The sequence below is a fragment of the Pseudooceanicola spongiae genome, assembly GCF_014899185.1.
GTDB classification, from domain to species: domain Bacteria; phylum Pseudomonadota; class Alphaproteobacteria; order Rhodobacterales; family Rhodobacteraceae; genus Pseudooceanicola; species Pseudooceanicola spongiae.
Genome location: NZ_CP045201.1, coordinates 1,987,064 through 2,003,996, shown reverse-complemented (window position 1 = coordinate 2,003,996; position 16,933 = coordinate 1,987,064). Strand labels below are relative to the sequence as shown.

At 63.9% G+C, this 16,933-nt stretch carries 17 protein-coding genes; 8 read left to right on the top strand and 9 right to left on the bottom strand.

The window, feature by feature from the left end; genetic code table 11:
* Positions 1-119: 119 nt before the first annotated feature.
* The 3 genes from F3W81_RS09455 (at position 120) to F3W81_RS09445 (ending at position 3,455) form a co-directional block, all read left to right on the top strand.
* Positions 120-803 (top strand): Fe2+-dependent dioxygenase, encoded by a 684-nt coding sequence (locus tag F3W81_RS09455; RefSeq protein WP_193083334.1) that lies wholly within the window; start codon positions 120-122, stop codon positions 801-803.
* Positions 804-1,189: 386 nt separating this feature from the next.
* Positions 1,190-2,380 (top strand): MFS transporter, encoded by a 1,191-nt coding sequence (locus tag F3W81_RS09450; protein WP_193083333.1) that lies wholly within the window; start codon positions 1,190-1,192, stop codon positions 2,378-2,380.
* Positions 2,381-2,570: 190 nt separating this feature from the next.
* Positions 2,571-3,455, top strand: a complete 885-nt coding sequence (locus tag F3W81_RS09445; RefSeq protein WP_193083332.1) for an acyl-CoA thioesterase — start codon at positions 2,571-2,573, stop codon at positions 3,453-3,455.
* Positions 3,456-3,581: 126 nt separating this feature from the next.
* On the opposite strand, the gene F3W81_RS09440 is transcribed toward F3W81_RS09445, so the two are convergent.
* On the bottom strand, positions 3,582-4,268 hold the full coding sequence (locus F3W81_RS09440; RefSeq protein WP_193083331.1) for a DUF1045 domain-containing protein: 687 nt from the start codon (positions 4,266-4,268) through the stop codon (positions 3,582-3,584).
* A gap of 320 nt (positions 4,269-4,588) precedes the next feature.
* On the opposite strand from F3W81_RS09440, the gene F3W81_RS09435 reads away from it, so the two are divergent.
* The 5 genes from F3W81_RS09435 (at position 4,589) to F3W81_RS09415 (ending at position 8,347) form a co-directional block, all read left to right on the top strand.
* A complete protein-coding gene (locus F3W81_RS09435; protein WP_193083330.1) occupies positions 4,589-5,221 on the top strand; it encodes an ATP-dependent Clp protease proteolytic subunit in 633 nt (210 codons plus the stop codon).
* Positions 5,222-5,382: 161 nt separating this feature from the next.
* Entirely contained in the window at positions 5,383-6,648 is a 1,266-nt protein-coding gene (gene clpX, locus F3W81_RS09430) for an ATP-dependent Clp protease ATP-binding subunit ClpX (RefSeq protein ID WP_193083329.1), read from the top strand.
* Positions 6,649-6,899: 251 nt separating this feature from the next.
* On the top strand, positions 6,900-7,283 hold the full coding sequence (locus F3W81_RS09425; RefSeq protein WP_193083328.1) for an NADH:ubiquinone oxidoreductase subunit NDUFA12: 384 nt from the start codon (positions 6,900-6,902) through the stop codon (positions 7,281-7,283).
* 135 nt (positions 7,284-7,418) lie between these two features.
* Entirely contained in the window at positions 7,419-7,877 is a 459-nt protein-coding gene (gene mlaD / locus F3W81_RS09420) for an outer membrane lipid asymmetry maintenance protein MlaD (protein ID WP_193083327.1), read from the top strand.
* On the top strand, positions 7,874-8,347 hold the full coding sequence (locus F3W81_RS09415; RefSeq protein WP_319022309.1) for a DUF2155 domain-containing protein: 474 nt from the start codon (positions 7,874-7,876) through the stop codon (positions 8,345-8,347). Before mlaD ends, F3W81_RS09415 begins: the two co-directional genes overlap by 4 nt.
* Positions 8,348-8,353: 6 nt before the next feature.
* On the opposite strand, the gene aat is transcribed toward F3W81_RS09415, so the two are convergent.
* The 8 genes from aat to F3W81_RS09375 form a co-directional block, all read right to left on the bottom strand.
* A complete protein-coding gene (aat, locus tag F3W81_RS09410) occupies positions 8,354-9,022 on the bottom strand; it encodes a leucyl/phenylalanyl-tRNA--protein transferase (protein WP_193083326.1) in 669 nt (222 codons plus the stop codon).
* Between the two features lie 141 nt (positions 9,023-9,163).
* Entirely contained in the window at positions 9,164-10,513 is a 1,350-nt protein-coding gene (accC, locus tag F3W81_RS09405) for an acetyl-CoA carboxylase biotin carboxylase subunit (protein WP_193083325.1), read from the bottom strand.
* An 8-nt stretch (positions 10,514-10,521) separates the two neighbouring features.
* Positions 10,522-11,016, bottom strand: coding sequence for an acetyl-CoA carboxylase biotin carboxyl carrier protein (accB, locus tag F3W81_RS09400; protein WP_193083324.1), 495 nt, complete (start codon positions 11,014-11,016; stop codon positions 10,522-10,524).
* Positions 11,017-11,279: 263 nt separating this feature from the next.
* A complete protein-coding gene (locus tag F3W81_RS09395; RefSeq protein WP_193083323.1) occupies positions 11,280-11,894 on the bottom strand; it encodes a PRC-barrel domain-containing protein in 615 nt (204 codons plus the stop codon).
* Between the two features lie 208 nt (positions 11,895-12,102).
* Positions 12,103-14,055, bottom strand: coding sequence for an acetate--CoA ligase (acs, locus tag F3W81_RS09390; RefSeq protein WP_193083322.1), 1,953 nt, complete (start codon positions 14,053-14,055; stop codon positions 12,103-12,105).
* A 131-nt stretch (positions 14,056-14,186) separates the two neighbouring features.
* Positions 14,187-14,942, bottom strand: a complete 756-nt coding sequence (locus F3W81_RS09385; protein ID WP_193083321.1) for an ABC transporter ATP-binding protein — start codon at positions 14,940-14,942, stop codon at positions 14,187-14,189.
* 14 nt (positions 14,943-14,956) lie between these two features.
* Complete coding sequence (locus F3W81_RS09380) at positions 14,957-15,718, bottom strand: ABC transporter ATP-binding protein (protein ID WP_193083320.1); 762 nt, start codon at positions 15,716-15,718, stop codon at positions 14,957-14,959.
* Between the two features lie 9 nt (positions 15,719-15,727).
* Positions 15,728-16,930, bottom strand: coding sequence for a branched-chain amino acid ABC transporter permease (locus F3W81_RS09375; RefSeq protein ID WP_193083319.1), 1,203 nt, complete (start codon positions 16,928-16,930; stop codon positions 15,728-15,730).
* Positions 16,931-16,933 lie beyond the last annotated feature (3 nt).

The following is a 16,933-nucleotide window of genomic DNA, read 5'->3' as shown; positions in this document are numbered from 1 at the left end:
AGGGGCGGCTTCGGCCGCCCTTTTTCATGCGCGATACGCGCGGGAATAATTCCTGACGGAAACACTTAACTTTCCGGCGACAGCCCGGTAATCTGCCCGCAAAGACAACGGAGACCGCCATGCTTGTGACCATTCCCGATCTGCTGACCCCCGAAGAGGTCGCCTATATGCGGCAGGTGCTGGAGGGGACGGGCTGGATCGACGGGCGTCACACCGCCGGAGATCAGGCGGGCAAGGTGAAGCACAACCTTCAGGTCCCTGTTGAGAGTGCCGAGGCGGCAGAGCTGGGCACCATCGTGCTGCGGGCGCTGGCGCGCAATGCGACCTATTCCTCGGCAGTGCTGCCGCTGCATGTGCTGCCGCCGATGTTCAACCGCTATGATGAGGGCATGACGTTTGGCGCGCATGTCGACGGCTCGATCCGGGTGGCGCCGGGGACGGGGCAGCGGCTGCGTACAGATGTCTCGACCACGATCTTTCTGACGCCGCCCGAGGACTATGACGGGGGCGAGCTGGTGGTGCATGACACCTACGGTGAACACCGCATCAAGCTGCCGGCGGGGCAGGCGGTGATCTATCCCGCGACCAGCCTGCATTCGGTGACGCCGGTGACGCGCGGGTCGCGCTGGGGGTCGTTCTTTTGGGCGCAGTCGATGGTGCGCGACGACTGGCAGCGCCATATGCTGTATGATCTGGACCAGTCGATCATGCGCATCCGCTCTTTGTTGCCCGACGACGATCCGGGCGTGACGGGCATCACGGCGCATTATCACAACATGATCCGGCAGTGGTCCGAAGTCTGAGCGCCGGGGTCCGAGGGGGCGGCTGAGGGGCGATTGCCGCACAGCCGCAGTTTCACAAAACAGTGACCAAACTGTCCTGTTCCTGAGGGAAAGCGCGGTTTTTCAGGCGTGTCATGGCAGCTATGCGCCTGTGGCAGGGTTAATCCGGGGCAATCGCCTGTGGTGGGTCTTGCGCCGACGGAGAATGCGTCGGAAACAGTCAAAAAGGCGAGTCTGAGACAGTCGGTTTGGCCAGAGCTCTGGTCGCGTCTGTTCCGCTTGCCCCAGCAATCCGCGCCAGATCGTGCGCGCTGCACGGGCGGCTCTCTGCAAGGGGCTTCGGGCGGCGGGCACAGCGACTGGCGTACCAGATTTGGCGTGGTGTGTCCGCGCTTCGGAGTAGCCAGATGTCTGACGTCATTACCGCGCAGCGGCGCGGCCTTGTCATGCTTGCCCTCGCCCTTGGCGGTTTCGCCATCGGCGTGGCGGAATTCGCCACGATGAGCATCCTTCCCTATTTCTCGCGCGAGTTCGGTGTGACCGAGGCGGCGGCGGGCCGGGCGATCAGTGCCTATGCGCTGGGCGTCTGCGTCGGCGCGCCGGTGATTGCGCTGCTCGGGGCACGGGTGTCGCGGCGCGGGCTGCTGGTGGCCCTGATGGCGTTCTATGCGATCAGCAATGCGGCCTCGGGGCTGATGCCGGGCTGGGGCGGCTTTACTTTGTCGCGGTTCTTTGCGGGCCTGCCACATGGCACGTATTTTGGCGTTGCGGGGCTGATGGCGGCCTCGATGGCACCCAAGGGCAAACGGGCGCAGGCGGTGTCGCGGGTGATGCTGGGGCTGACGGTGTCGACGATTCTGGGCGTGCCGCTGGCGAATATCTTTGGCGCGCAGGTCGGCTGGCGGTGGAGCTTTGCGCTGGTCGCCGTTCTGGCGACGGCCTGTGCGACGCTGGTCTGGCTCTATGCGCCCAAGCTGGCGGCGGCGACCGATGCCAGCCCGATGCGCGAGCTGTCGACGCTGAAGAACCGGCAGGTCTGGCTGACGCTGGGCATTGGCGCGGTCGGCTTCGGCGGCATGTTCTGCGTCTATACCTACCTCGCCTCGCTGGTGATGGAATATGCCGGCGCACCGGAATCGGTGGTGCCGGTGATGTTGCTGATCTTCGGTGTCGGCATGACGGCCGGGCAGTTCATCTTTGGCTGGGCGGCGGATAAATCGCTGATGGGCTCGGCCGCGGTCTGTCTGGTGGTGAGCGCGGTGGCGATGCTGGCGTTCTGGGCGGTGGCCGGGAATGTCTGGCTGATGGCTCCGGTGCTGCTGGTGATCGGGATCACCGGCGGGCTGAGCACGATCCTGCAGACGCGGCTGATGGACCTTGCGGCGGATGCGCCGACACTGTCGGCGGCGCTGAACCACAGTGCGTTCAACTTTGCCAATGCCCTCGGGCCGTGGCTGGGCGGGATGGCTCTGGCGGCGGGCTTGGGCTGGCCGTCGATCGGGCTGGTCGGCGTCGGGCTGTCGCTGGCGGGGCTGGTGGTCTGGGGCATCGCGATGATCGACGATGCGCCGCGCCGTCGCGGAATCGTGCCGGGCTGAGCCGCGGCGCAGCGGCTGAGGGCGGGATCCAAAGGCGCGCTACCGCGCATTCCGCCTGCCACAAGCGGCGCGGCGATCCCCCTAATCGCGCGCCGCGCCGGCTGAGAGGCCTTGCAATGTCGGCGCAATTCGCGATTTTGGGGCGCCAGCCCCACGGCGGGGCACAGCTGAACAGCCCGGAGGCCAAGCCATGCACGACGACACCCCCGAGGTCGACGATACCCTGACCCCGATCCTGACGGTTGAGCGGATCGAGGAGGATTTCTATCGCGGCATCGCCACACCCGGCGGCAAGGGGCGCAGTTTCGGCGGGCAGGTCATCGCGCAGGCGCTGATGGCGGCGACCCATACGGTCGGCCCCGAGCGGCGCAATCATTCGCTGCATGTCTATTTCATGCGCCCCGGCAAGGCGGTGGAGCCGGTGCTCTACCGGGTGTCGCGCGACATGGACGGGCGCAGCTTTGCCACCCGCCGCGTTGTCGCCATTCAGGGCGGCAAGCCGATCCTGACCATGTCGGCTTCGTTCCAGATCGAGGACGCGGGCCTGTCGCATCAGGAAGCCTTTCCGCCAGGTATCACTCCGCCGGAGGAGCTGGAGAACGAGCTGCAGCTGGCAGAGCGCTATCCCGATGTGCTGAGCGGCGATGCCCTGGCCTTTCTGCGGCTGAACCGGCCTATCGAGGTGCGCCCGGTCGGCCCGATGCCGCCCTTCGACATGAGCCCGCGCGAGGGCACGCAGTATCGCTGGATCCGCACCCGGTTTCCGCTGGCGGATGACCCGATCCTGCACCGCGCGGCGCTGGCCTATACCTCGGACATGGGGTTGTTGCAGGCGGCGCTGACGGTGCATGGCCGCAGCTGGATCGACCCCGGGGCCAAGGTCGCTTCGCTGGACCACGCGCTGTGGTTGCACGGCGATTTCCGCATGGACGACTGGCTGCTCTATGCCATGAACAGCCCCTGGGCGGGGAATTCGCGGGGCATGACCTTCGGCAAGATCTTCACGCGGGACGGGCGGCTGGTGGCCTCGGTCGCGCAGGAGGGGATGCTGCGGGTCGAAGATCCGACCGGCTGACCGGGAAGCTCAAAGGCACGAAAATCGGGCGGGGGTCAGCGACCTTCCGCCCTTTTTCGTGCTGCAAAAGGGATGACGCGAGCTTAGGCGCGGCAGATGACAGGGGTATGACGGCCTGTTGCTTGTTCAGCCCAGAGGCAGGCGCTCGATCAGATGGAAGCGGCCATCGGCATCCTCGCCCGTCAGGCACAGGCTGGTGATGTGAAACGGCGCGGCCTCGATCGCGGCGAGATGGGGGGCGAGGGCCTCGGCGGTGCGTGCGGCATCGTCGGGCGCGAGACGACCCGAGAGCGTGAGGTGAAAGCGGAACTCCTCCAGCACATAGGGATAGCCCCAGTCGCGCAGCAGCTCCTCCTGACGCGGCGAGAGACCGGCCTTGCGACGACGCGCCAGCTCGGCCTCGGGCGCCGGGGCGCGGAAGTCGTCGAGGCCGCGCACCGTCGCCCCCGCCAGAGCCGCCAGCGCGCCCGCGTCGCCCCGCGGGGTCAGCGCCAGAAAGGCCCCAAGGCTGTGCAGGTCCAGCCCCGCCATCGTCACAGGCGTTTGCGCGGCGCAAAGGGCGCGAGCGGCGGTGCGCAGCGCCTCAAGTGTCTGACCTTCGGCAAGGCGGAACGGCGGCTTGATCGTGCCGTGAAAGCCGTACTTGCGCGGCGTCGCGGTGATCTGGTCTATGCTGAGCGGCAGGCCGGGGATCTCGGGGTGGGGGGCGGTGCGCCCCGCCTGCGCGTCCCAGCCGAGCCACGCCGCGCCAAACGCGGCCAGCGCACCCGGTTCGGGCATGTAGTAGATCGCATAGCGGGTGAAATCGGTCATCGGGACGTCCTGACTGTGGCCTTGGGTCTGTGCGGCTCTGTTAGCGCAGGCAGGATGACAGGGAAATGACACGGCGTCGACGGGGCCGGGCTGATCACGTTTTTGCGGGGTGGCGCGCGTCGGACCCAGCCCCATGGCGGCCTGAGTGCGCCCCAAGCCTATGTGGCGATGCGGGCAGGGGGAGGGCAGGGCAAGGCTGCGCCGTCAACCATGACGTGGCAAAATGGCCACCTGCCCTTGCAGCTGATCCGGCGCAATACTAAGACTCTGTTAGGGTCTGATCGATAGGGATCGGATAGAACATCAAGGGCAGGGCGAGCATGCGAGATCCGGTAGACTTTTACATGAACAATCTGGTGCCGATGGTGGTCGAGCAGACAAGCCGCGGCGAACGGGCCTATGACATCTTCTCTCGGCTGCTGAAAGAGCGGATCATTTTCCTCTCCGGTCCGGTGCACGACGGGATGTCGAGCCTGATCGTAGCACAGTTGCTGCACCTTGAGGCGGAAAACCCGTCGAAGGAAATTTCCATGTATATCAACAGCCCAGGTGGTGTCGTGACCGCTGGCCTGTCGATCTACGACACGATGCAGTACATCAAGCCCAAGGTTTCGACGCTGGTCGTCGGTCAGGCGATGTCGATGGGGTCTCTGCTGCTGGCAGGCGGTGCCGAGGGCATGCGCTTCTCGCTGCCGAACTCGGAAATCATGGTGCACCAGCCCTCTGGCGGCTATCAGGGGCAGGCGACGGACATCATGATCCACGCCGAGCATACCAAGAAACTTAAAGAGCGGCTTAACCGTATCTATGTCAAACATACCGGACAGAGCTACGAAAAAATTGTCGATGGGCTTGAACGCGACAACTTCATGAGCGCCGAAGAGGCGAAAGAATGGGGCCTGATCGACGAGATCGTGGCCAGCCGCGACGCCATCCCGGGCGCCGCTAAGTAAGTTTGCCATTGCCCTTTCCCGATTTGCGGGGAAGGGCCGAAGCGTAACTTTGGCGTTGTGGCCACGCAGGTGCTGTCCTAGTCTGTCCTGCATGCTGCGGGGGACGGCACCCCCGGACGCGAGAGAAAGGCCCCACGAGTGGGCGAAAGGTAGAACGTAAGATGGCGACGAATTCCGGCGGAGACAGCAAGAACACGCTATACTGCAGCTTCTGCGGCAAGAGTCAGCACGAGGTACGCAAGCTGATCGCGGGGCCGACGGTCTTCATTTGTGACGAATGCGTCGAGCTTTGCATGGATATCATCCGTGAAGAGACCAAATCCACCGGTCTGAAATCCTCCGAAGGCGTGCCGACCCCGAAAGAAATCTGCGCGGTTCTGGACGATTACGTGATCGGTCAGATGACGGCCAAGCGGGTGCTCTCGGTGGCTGTGCACAACCACTACAAGCGGCTGAACCATTCCGCCAAGGGCGGCGATATCGAGCTGGCGAAGTCTAACATCCTGCTGATCGGCCCGACGGGTTGCGGCAAGACGCTGCTGGCGCAGACGCTGGCGCGCATTCTGGATGTACCCTTCACGATGGCCGATGCGACCACGCTGACCGAAGCGGGCTATGTGGGCGAGGATGTCGAGAACATCATCCTCAAGCTGCTGCAATCAAGCGAATATAACGTCGAGAAGGCGCAGCGCGGCATCGTCTATATCGACGAAGTCGACAAGATCACCCGCAAGAGCGAAAACCCCTCGATCACCCGCGACGTGTCGGGCGAGGGCGTGCAGCAGGCGCTGCTGAAGCTGATGGAGGGCACTGTGGCCTCCGTTCCGCCACAGGGCGGTCGCAAGCATCCGCAGCAGGAATTCCTGCAGGTGGATACGACCAACATCCTGTTCATCTGCGGTGGCGCGTTCGCCGGTCTCGACCGGATCATCGCGCAGCGCGGCAAGGGCAGTGCGATGGGCTTTGGCGCTGATGTGCGCGACAACGATGATCGCGGCGTCGGCGAGATTTTCCAGGAACTTGAGCCGGAAGATCTGCTGAAGTTCGGCCTGATCCCTGAGTTTGTGGGCCGTCTGCCGGTTCTGGCAACGCTGGAAGACCTCGACGAAGATGCTCTGGTCACCATCCTGACGGCGCCGAAGAACGCGCTCGTCAAGCAGTACCAGCGCCTGTTCGAGTTGGAAGGCGTGCAGCTGACCTTCACCGACGATGCGCTCAGTGCGATTGCCAAACGGGCGATCAAGCGCAAGACCGGGGCGCGTGGTCTGCGCTCGATCCTTGAGGATATTCTGCTGAACACGATGTTCGAGATGCCCGGCATGGATGAGGTCGAAGAGGTTGTCGTGAATGAAGAGGCCGTGAACTCTGACGCGCAGCCGCTGATGATCTACTCCGATTCCAAAAAGGAAGAGGCGACTGCTGGCTGATCCCCGCAGGTGACTCGGTTTCAAAGGCTCCACCTTCGGGTGGGGCCTTTTTCGTTGCGGGGTTCAGGCTCGTTACAGGCGGCAAGTGGCATGAACCTGCCAGTGCAGGTGCCGATCCGGGGCCAATGCCTTGTGCATTTTGCTAGAATCATCGGAATTTGGCGGTGAGTGAGGGCGTGATAGGGCGGCGCACCTCTGGACCTTCGCGCCCGAATGGGCCATATCCTAGGCAACAGACATCGGAGGCTTTGATGGGCGTTCTGAAATCAATCTTGCGCGGCGTAACATGGTGGAACGGCTCGACGCTGAACACCGCACTCTACACGCGCCGTAAAGGCACCAAGGTCGGCGAAGACGATCAGGGCAACGTGTATTACACGAGCGCCGACGCCAAGCGTCGCTGGGTCATGTTCAATGGCGAGATCGAGGCGAGCCGGGTCAATCCCGAATGGCACGGCTGGCTGCACCACACCGTGGACACCACGCCGACCGATCGACCGATCGTCCATAAATCCTGGGAAAAGCCGCATCAGGAAAACCTGACCGGCTCGCCGCTGGCCTATGCGCCTCCGGGATCGCTGCGCCGCCCTGTGCCGGTCGCACGCGAAGATTATCAGGCCTGGACGCCGGAATAACCACCAGCCCTGACACGGCGCCCCATCGCGGCGGCGTCGGCAGGGCGGCAGGGCGCACCAGATTGCCCGGACAGCGACGCGACCGTGACGGCACGGTCCGCTCGGGGGCGGGACCAGAACGGGAATTCACGGAAAATGTCCGAAAACACCACTGAAGTCGTTGTTGGCGCGGGCGTTCTTGCCATCGCTGCGGCGTTTCTGATCTATGCTGGACAGGTCAGCGGTATCGGCGGCGGCGCCAGCAGCTACCCCTTGTCTGCCTCCTTCCGCTCGGCGGAAGGTGTCAATGTCGGCACGGATGTGCGGCTGGCGGGCGTCAAGGTCGGCACGGTGACGGGCGTTACCCTGGACACAAAGACATTCCGGGCGCGCACCGAATTCAGCCTGCGCAACGGCGTCGACGTGCCCGATGACAGTCAGGCGATCATCTCCTCCGAGGGGCTGCTGGGCGGCAACTACGTCGAGATCATGCCCGGCGGGTCGACCTTCAACTATGCTGCGGGCGACGAGATTCTGGACACGCAGGGCTCGGTCAGCCTGATCACCCTGCTGCTGAAATTCGTTGCCGGTAGCGGCGACAGTTCGGATAAATGATGATGCTCAGAGGTGTTGCACTGGTCGCCGCTGTTTTCGCGGCAGGAGGGCTGGCCGGGGCGTCGCAGGCGCAGGAAGAGGTGAGCCTCGGCACAGGGGTTGTGCTGCGCGGTCTGGACAAGATCGACGCCAACACCACCGATCTCGAGATCCCGAATGGCCAGAGCGCGCGCTTTGGCAGCCTTGAGATCAGCCTGCGCGATTGTCGCTATCCGGTCGGGAACCCGTCGGGGGATGCCTTCGCCAGCCTCGATATCCGCGAGACTGAGGGCGGCCAGTCCAAGGATCTGTTCGACGGCTGGATGATTGCCTCCTCGCCGGCGCTGAACGCGCTGGACCACTTCCGCTATGACGTCTGGGTGCTGCGCTGCACCGTGCCTGCCGGTGTGCAGGATCCGGCCCAGGAAGCGCCACCGCCGCCCCCCGAAGTCGAAGATCTGGCCCCCGACGAGAATGCACCCGTCGACTAAGGTGTCCTACTTCGCGATCTGCAGGCGTGCATGACGCGCCAGCAGATCGTCGGCTGACTGCTGCAGGGCGGGTGGGTCGAAGTCGGCACCGCCCTGCAGCGCCTCTGCCAGCATCCTGTGATATTCTGCACGGCTGATCTCGACCCCGCCGAGCGAGGCGAGGTGCGTGGTCAGAAACTGCGTGTCGAACAGGCTGAAACCGGTCAGGTTCAGTCGGTCCACCAGCCAGGCCAGCGCGATTTTCGAGGCATCGGTGCGGCGCGAGAACATGCTTTCGCCGAAAAACGCGCGCCCCAGCGTGACGCCGTAGACGCCCCCGATCAGCGCACCCTCCATATCCCAGACCTCGACCGAGCTGGCATAGCCGCGGCGGTGAAGGTCCAGATAGAGCCCGGCGATTTCATCGTTGATCCAGGTTTCGGGACGATCCGCACAGCCCTCAAGCACACCCGCGAAATCCTCGTTCACCGAGACACGGTGGTCGGGGCGGCGCAGGCTGCGCGCGAGTGAGCGTGAGATGTGGAAACCGTCCAGGGGAAACACGCCGCGACGACGCGGATCGACCCAGAACAGCTCCGGATCGTCGCGGCCTTCGGACATGGGGAAAATACCCGACATATAGGCCTGCAGCAGCAGCTCCGGCGTGATGGCGGTATCGTCGTCGTGATCTTTCATGGGGCACCCGTCTTTGCGGGGCAGCGTGCACCCGAGGGGTAAAGATCGTATTGCGCCGCGCCCGGTAGGGCCTCAGGCACCGTGTCGGGCAGGGTCATGGGGATGATCCTGCCCGAAGGTCTTGTCGCTGGTGTGGGGCGATCAGCGTGCGTAGGTCCGCTCCAGCCATTTTTCCAGCCAGTGGATGTTGTAGGTGCCAGAGTGGATATCCGGGTCCTGCAGCAGCCGCACGAACAGCGGCACGGTGTTCTCGACACCGTCGACGATCAGCTCGCCCAGAGCGCGGTCGAGGCGGGCCAGAGCCTCGCGACGGTCGCGGCCGTGCACGATCAGCTTGCCGATCAGGCTGTCGTAGTATGGCGGGATCGAATAGCCGTCATAGAGCGCCGAATCCATCCGCACGCCAAGCCCACCGGGGGCATGGTAGGCGGTGATCTTGCCGGGACGCGGCGCAAAGGCGGGCACCGTTTCGGCGTTGATGCGGACCTCGATGGCGTGGCCGTTGATCTGCAGGTCGTCCTGCGTGAACGACAGTGGCAGGCCTTCGGCGACGCGGATCTGTTCGCGCACGAGGTCGACACCGAAGATCGCCTCGGTGACGGGGTGTTCGACCTGCAGACGGGTGTTCATCTCGATGAAATAGAACTCGCCGTTCTCGTAGAGGAACTCGATCGTGCCGGCGCCGGCGTATTTGATCGCGGCGACGGCGTCGGCGCAGACCTTGCCGATGCGGGCGCGTTCCTCGGGGGTGATGGTGGGGCCGGGGGCCTCTTCCAGCACCTTCTGGTGGCGGCGCTGCAGCGAGCAGTCGCGCTCGCCCAGGTGCACAGCCGTGCCCTTGCCATCGCCAAAGACCTGGATCTCGATGTGGCGCGGCGTGGTCAGGTACTTCTCGATATAGACTTCGTCGTTGCCAAAGGCCGCCTTGCTCTCGGAGCGGGCGGTGTGGAACGCGCTTTCCATGTCCTTCGCGGTCTGTGCGACCTTCATGCCGCGACCACCGCCACCCGCCGTGGCTTTGATGATCACGGGATAGCCGATCTCTTCGCCCACGCGGCGGGCGTCGTCGAGCGTGGCGACGCCACCATCCGAGCCGGGCACGCAGGGCACGCCGAGCGCCTTCATCGTGTCCTTGGCGGTGATCTTGTCGCCCATGATGCGGATGTGTTCGGCGCGCGGACCGATAAAGCTCAGCCCGTGGTCTTCGACGATCTGCACGAAGGCGGCGTTTTCCGACAGGAAACCGTAGCCCGGGTGGATCGCCTGCGCGCCGGTCACTTCGGCGGCGGCCATGATCGCGGGGATCGAGAGATAGCTGTCGGTGGAGGAGGGCGGGCCGATGCAGACGCTTTCATCGGCCATGCGCACATGCATCGCGTCACTGTCCGCGGTGGAGTGGACGGCGACGCTGCGAATGCCCATCTCGCGCGCGGCGCGGATGACACGCAGGGCGATTTCGCCGCGGTTGGCGATCAGGATCTTTTCGAACATGGGATGCCTTACTCGATGATCATCAGGGGCGAACCGTATTCCACGACGGCCTTATCCTCGACGAGGATCCGCTTGACGACGCCAGAGCGGGGCGCGGGAATGTGGTTCATGGTCTTCATGGCTTCGACGATCAGCAGCGTGTCGCCCTCAGACACCGTATCGCCAACCTTGACGAAAGCGGGCGAAGTTGGTTCGGGCTGAAGATAGACCGTGCCAACCATGGGCGAGGTCACTGCGCCGGGATGATCTGCCGGGTCGTCAGAGGCGATGGCCACCGGGGCCGGCGCGGCGGCTGCGGCAGGCGCATAGGCCGGGGCCTGTGCTGCCGGGGCCGGGATCGCCATGGTGGCGGTCACTTCGGATTTGCGGCTGACACGGACGTTCAGCCCGTCATCCTTGGCGTATTCGCGTTTGACCTCAAGCTCGGTCAGATCATTCTCGCGCAGCAGTTCTGCCAATGCCTTGATAAAGGCCACGTCTGCTTCATGCGTCTTGTCAGTCATTGCACCCTCGATCGGATATACGCCCCCCAATCCGCGGAGGCACTCATATGATTGCACCGCTTATAGAGAAAGCCGTTCCGAGTGAAAAGGCGTGGATGTCAGGGCAGGCCGGTGAAAACGGCTCTGGCCGGACCCATGCGGGGTTCACCGGGGCCGCCGGGGGGCAGCCGGGCAGAATTTTGCGGCGTTTGACGGAAAGAGAACGGGCCGCCCCCGGAAAAGGGAGCGGCCCGGATGTATGCCTCAGCTTGCGCGCTCAGGTCTCAGGATTTGCCGAGCAGCACGGGTTCGTCGTCGTTGACTTCCGTCGCGCTGTCCTTGTCGAACTCGGCCATCGCCTCAAGCTCGGCTTTGGTATAGCCCTCGGCCCAGACATCGGTGCCGTCGAAGGTCAGCTCGGACAGCGGCAGCGCCACGTCATGTTCGCCCAGACCCAGGAAGCCGCCGATCCCGACCACGGCCATCGCGTTGCCGTTGACCAGAACGACATTGTCGACCTCGCCAATCACATCGCCGTTGGTCGTCTTGACCGAATAGCCTTCGAGGTCATCGGCGGTCATCGTCATCGGGGCGACGTCATCGCCGATCTTTTCGGCCGTCTTCGTGGTGTCCGTGGTCAGCTCGTTGGTTTCTTCAGCCACAGAGTCAGCGGCGTTGTCGATTGCATTGCCAGTGGCATCGACGCCATTGGAAATCGCGTTGCCGGTTGCATCGGCAACATCGCCCAGCTCTTCACCAACGCTGTCGACCTGAGGGTCGGCCTGTACGCTGGTCGAGGCTTCGTCATCAACGGTGGTCTTGGCGGTATCGGCCATCACCGGAGCGGACAGCAGGGCAAGAGCGGCGGCACCGGACAGCAGAGTTTTCATCGTGTTCATCTGGGGTCTCCTAAACTTTGTTTCGTTCGACGTATCGTGTCGTCGTCTGATCACCCAACCCCGGATAGGGCGCGCAGGTTCCACCGTCTTTTGCGCAAGCCGGGGGAGGGGGCGCGGATGCACGCGCGTCAAATGCGCCGCCCCCAAACGCCAACCGGCCCCGGAGCATCTGCGCCGGGGCCGGTGTAAGTCGCTGATATATAGGGGTTTAGGCCTTGTTCATCCGGTTTTCGATCAGCTCTTCGACAACAGAAGGGTCCGCCAGCGTCGAGATATCGCCGAGCGCGTCATAGTCGTTCTCGGCGATTTTCCGCAGGATGCGCCGCATGATCTTGCCGGAACGCGTCTTGGGCAGACCGGGGGCCCACTGGATCAGGTCGGGCTTGGCGATCGGCCCGATCTCGGTGCGCACCCAGCCCTCAAGCTCACGCCGCAGCTCGTCGGAGGGCTCTTCGTTGTTCATCAGCGTGACATAGGCATAGATGCCCTGACCCTTGACCGCATGGGGGTAGCCGACGACCGCCGCCTCGGCGACCTTGGCATGGGCGACAAGGGCGCTCTCGACCTCCGCCGTGCCCATCCGGTGACCCGAGACGTTGATCACGTCATCAACCCGGCCAGTGATCCAGTAATAGCCATCGGCGTCGCGCCGGCAGCCGTCGCCGGCAAAGTAGTAGCCCTTGTAGTCGCTGAAGTAGGTGGTCTCGAACCGCTCATGATCGCCCCAGACGGTGCGCATCTGCCCCGGCCAGCTGTCCTTGATCGCCAGCACACCCTCGGTCTTGGTCTCGTGCAGTTCCTTGCCGCTTGTCGGGTCGAGCACGACCGGCTGCACGCCAAAGAACGGTTTTGTGGCGGAGCCGGGTTTCGTCGCCATGGCGCCGGGCAGGGGGGTGATCATGTGCCCGCCGGTTTCGGTCTGCCACCAGGTGTCGACGATGGGCAGTTTGCCCTTGCCGATATTGTCGTTGTACCAGGTCCAGGCCTCGGGGTTGATCGGCTCGCCCACGGTGCCCAGCACCTTGAGCGAGGACAGATCGCAGCCCTCGACAAAGCTGGTGCCCTGACCCATCAGCGCACGGATCGCGGTGGGGGCGGTGTAGAACTGCGCCACTTTGTGCTTTTCAATCACCTGCCAGAAGCGGGAGGCATCGGGATAGGTCGGCACGCCCTCGAACATCAGCGTCGTCGCGCCGTTCGCCAGCGGGCCATAGACGATATAGCTGTGCCCGGTGACCCAGCCGACATCCGCGCCGCACCAGAAGACATCGCCGTCGTGGTAATCAAACGTCAGCTTCTGCGTCATCGCCGCATAGAGCAGATAGCCGCCCGAGCTGTGCACCACGCCCTTCGGTTTGCCGGTCGAGCCGGAGGTATAGAGGATGAACAGCGGATCTTCGGCATTCATCGGGCGGATCGGGCAATCGGGCGCGACCTGCGCCATCATCGCTTTCACGTCGACATCGCGGTCCTGAATCCAGGTGGTCTGGTCGCCGGTATGTTTGACGACAAGGCAGCGCACCTTGTCAGAACAGTGCAGCAGGGCCGCGTCGGTGTTGGACTTCAGGTTGGTGCGGCGGCCGCCACGCGGCGCGGTGTCGGCGGTGATCACCACCTTGGCGCCGCAATCGTTGATCCGGTTGGCCAGCGCGTCGGGACTGAAGCCTGCGAAGACGATGGAATGGATCGCGCCGATCCGGGCACAGGCCAGCATGGCATAGGCGGCTTCGGGGATCATCGGCAGATAGATGATCACCCGGTCGCCGCGCATCACGCCCTGCGCCAGCAGCACGTTGGAGAAACGGCAGACCTTCTCGTGCAGCTCGGTATAGGTGATGTGCTGGGCCGGGGTCTCGGGGTCGTCGGGTTCGAAGATGATCGCGGTCTGGTCGCCACGGCTCTCAAGGTGGCGGTCGATGCAGTTGTAGGCGACGTTCAGCACGCCATCCTCGAACCACTTCACCGACACTTTCCCGAGATCAAAGCAGGTGTTCTTGACCACCGAGAACGGCTCGATCCAGTCCAGCCGGTCTTTCGCCTCGCGGCCCCAGAAGGTGTCCGGGTCATCGACCGAGGCCTGATACATCGACGCATAGGTGTCGGCGTCGATATGGGCGCCGGCCACGAAATCATCGGAAGGGGGGTACATCTTTTCAGTCATCGCGGTCTCCTCATCGCACGATCATGCGCGGTCATTCCTAGGGCGCAGGGGCAGGCGGCTGCAACCCGTCCTTTAGGCCCGTCCCCGCAGGGTCGGGCAAAAAGCACAGGCTTTGCAAGGCCCTGCAAGCGTCAGATCGCCAGATATTCCGACCGCAGCTCCTCGTTCCCCAGAACTTCTGCCGCTGCGCCGTCAAACACAATGGTGCCCGTGTCGAGGATGACCGCCCGGTCGGCCAGTTCCAGCGCACGCACCGCGTTCTGTTCGACCAGGATGGTGGTGATGCCCTGTTCCTTGATGATGCGCAGGGTCTTTTCGATCTCGTCCACGATCACCGGGGCCAGACCTTCATAGGGTTCGTCCAGCAGCAGCACCTTGATGTCACGCGCCAGTGCGCGGGCAATCGCCAGCATCTGCTGTTCGCCGCCCGACAGGGTCACCCCCTCCTGCTTGCGCCGCTCGCCCAGACGCGGGAACAGATCGTAGAGCCGTTCCAGCGACCAGCCGATGGGCGGGGCGATCTGCGCCAGTTGCAGGTTCTCCTCCACCGTCAGGCCGGGGATGATGGCGCGGTCCTCGGGCACCAGCCCGATTCCGGCGCGCGAGGCCTCATAGCTTGCCATCTTGTGCAGCGGCTGATGGTCCAGCCAGATTTCGCCCGCCGTCACCTGCGGCGAATTCATCCGCGCGATGGAGCGCAGGGTCGTGGTCTTGCCCGCCCCGTTGCGCCCGAGTAGCGCCAGAATCTCGCCCTCATGCACGTTGAAGGAGATGTTCTGGACGATGTAGCTCTCGCCATAATAGCTCTCCATGTTCCAGACGGACAGGAAGGCGGGGGCGGTTTCGGCGTAGTTCTTGCCCTTGTTGAAATCGGGTTTGACGTTCATCGCGATGGTTCCTTTTACGCCGGAGTGCTCTCGCCCAGATACGCTTCGCGCACCTTGGGGTGGCCCTTGATCTTGTCGGGGGTGTCCTCAACCAGAGGGCTGCCCTGCGCCAGCACCGTGATCCGCTGCGCCAGCGAGAAGACGACATGCATGTCATGTTCGATGATGACGATGGTGATGTTGCGCTCCTCCTTGATCTGTTTCAGCAGGTCGATGGTGTTGTTGGTGTCGGCGCGCGCCATGCCGGCTGTGGGTTCATCCAGCAGCAGCAGGCGCGGCTCCTGCGCCAGACACATGCCGATTTCCAGCCGCCGCTTGTCACCGCGCGACATCGAGGCCGCGTGCATGTGCCGCTTGTCGGCCATGTTCATGTCGACCAGCATCGCCTCGGCCTTGTCGTGGATATCTGCCTGGCCTTCGACGCTGCGGATCGCGTTCAGCTTGAACGACCCGTCGCGCCTGGCGAAGCAGGGGATCAGCATGTTTTCCATCACCGTCAGATCGCCGAAGATCTCGGGCGTCTGAAACACGCGGGAAATCCCCATCTGGTTGATCTCATACGGGGTGCGCCCCAGCACCGACTGGCCGTCGAACATGACCGAGCCTGTGTCCGGGATGAGCTTGCCCACCAGACAGTTCAGCAGCGTCGATTTGCCCGCGCCGTTCGGCCCGATGATCGCGTGGACCGAGTTTTCGGCCACGCTGAGGTTCACATCCCCCAGCGCCTGCAAGCCCCCGAAGCGTTTGTTGACGTTCTTGACCTCAAGAATTCCCATGGTGCGCTCCTATTCCGCGGGTTTGGATTGCGCGGCTTTCTTCTCGGCCCGCTTGGATTTGCCACGGATCAGGCGGCCGATGCGCGTGCCGCCCTCGACCAGCCCACCGGGCAGGAAGGTGACGACCAGCATGAACAGCAGCCCCAGCGTCAGGTTCCAGCCCGAGCCGACGAAGTGTTCGGTGAACCAGACGACGGCGTTCTCCAGCCCCTCGGGCAGACCGCCGAACCACTGATGCAGCACGTTGTCGTTGATCTTGGAGAAGATGTTCTCGAAGTACTTGATGAAGCCCGCGCCCAGCACCGGCCCGATCAGCGTGCCCGCGCCGCCAAGGATGGTCATCAGAACCACCTCGCCCGACGCCGTCCACTGCATCCGCTCGGCGCCCGCCAGCGGGTCCATCGAGGCGAGCAGACCACCGGCCAGCCCGGCATACATCCCCGAAATCACGAAGGCCGCCAGCGTGTAGGGGCGGGTGTTCAGCCCGGTGTAGTTCAGCCGCGTCTGGTTCGACTTCACCGCCCGCAGCATCAGCCCGAAGGGCGAGCGGAAGATGCGGATCGAGATGTAGAAGGACACCAGCAGCAGCACCGCGCAGAGGTAATAGCCGTTGGAAAACTGAAAACTCCAGTCGCCGAGAGACAGCGTCGAGGTCTCGCGCATCTCCATCCCGAACAGGCTGGTCACCGGAATACCGCCCGTATCGCTGACCGAGGTGCCGAAGATCCGCGGATCATCCAGCGACAGTTGCAGCCCCGTCTCGCCGTTGGTGATCGGTGTCAGCACGGAATAGGCGAGGTTGAAGCTCATCTGTGCGAAGGCCAGCGTCAGGATCGAGAAGTAGATGCCCGATCGGCGCAGGGATACGAAGCCGATGACCAGCGCGAACAGCCCCGCCACGATGACCGACAGGATGATCGCGGGGATGACGTTCATGCTCAGCAGCTTGAACATCCAGACGGCGGAATAGGACCCGACGCCGAGGAAGGCCGCGTGCCCGAAGGACAGATAGCCGGTCAGCCCGAACAGGATGTTGAAGCCGACCGCGAAGATCCCGAAGATCACGAAGCGCTGCATCAGGTCGGGATAGCCCGCGTTGAACTGCGCCATGGCGCTGCTCTGGGGGAAAGGGTTCAGGATGAACGGTGCGCACAGTGCAAGCACCGCCACGACACACAAAAGGGTCAGGTCTTTGCCTTTGATACCCAGCATGGA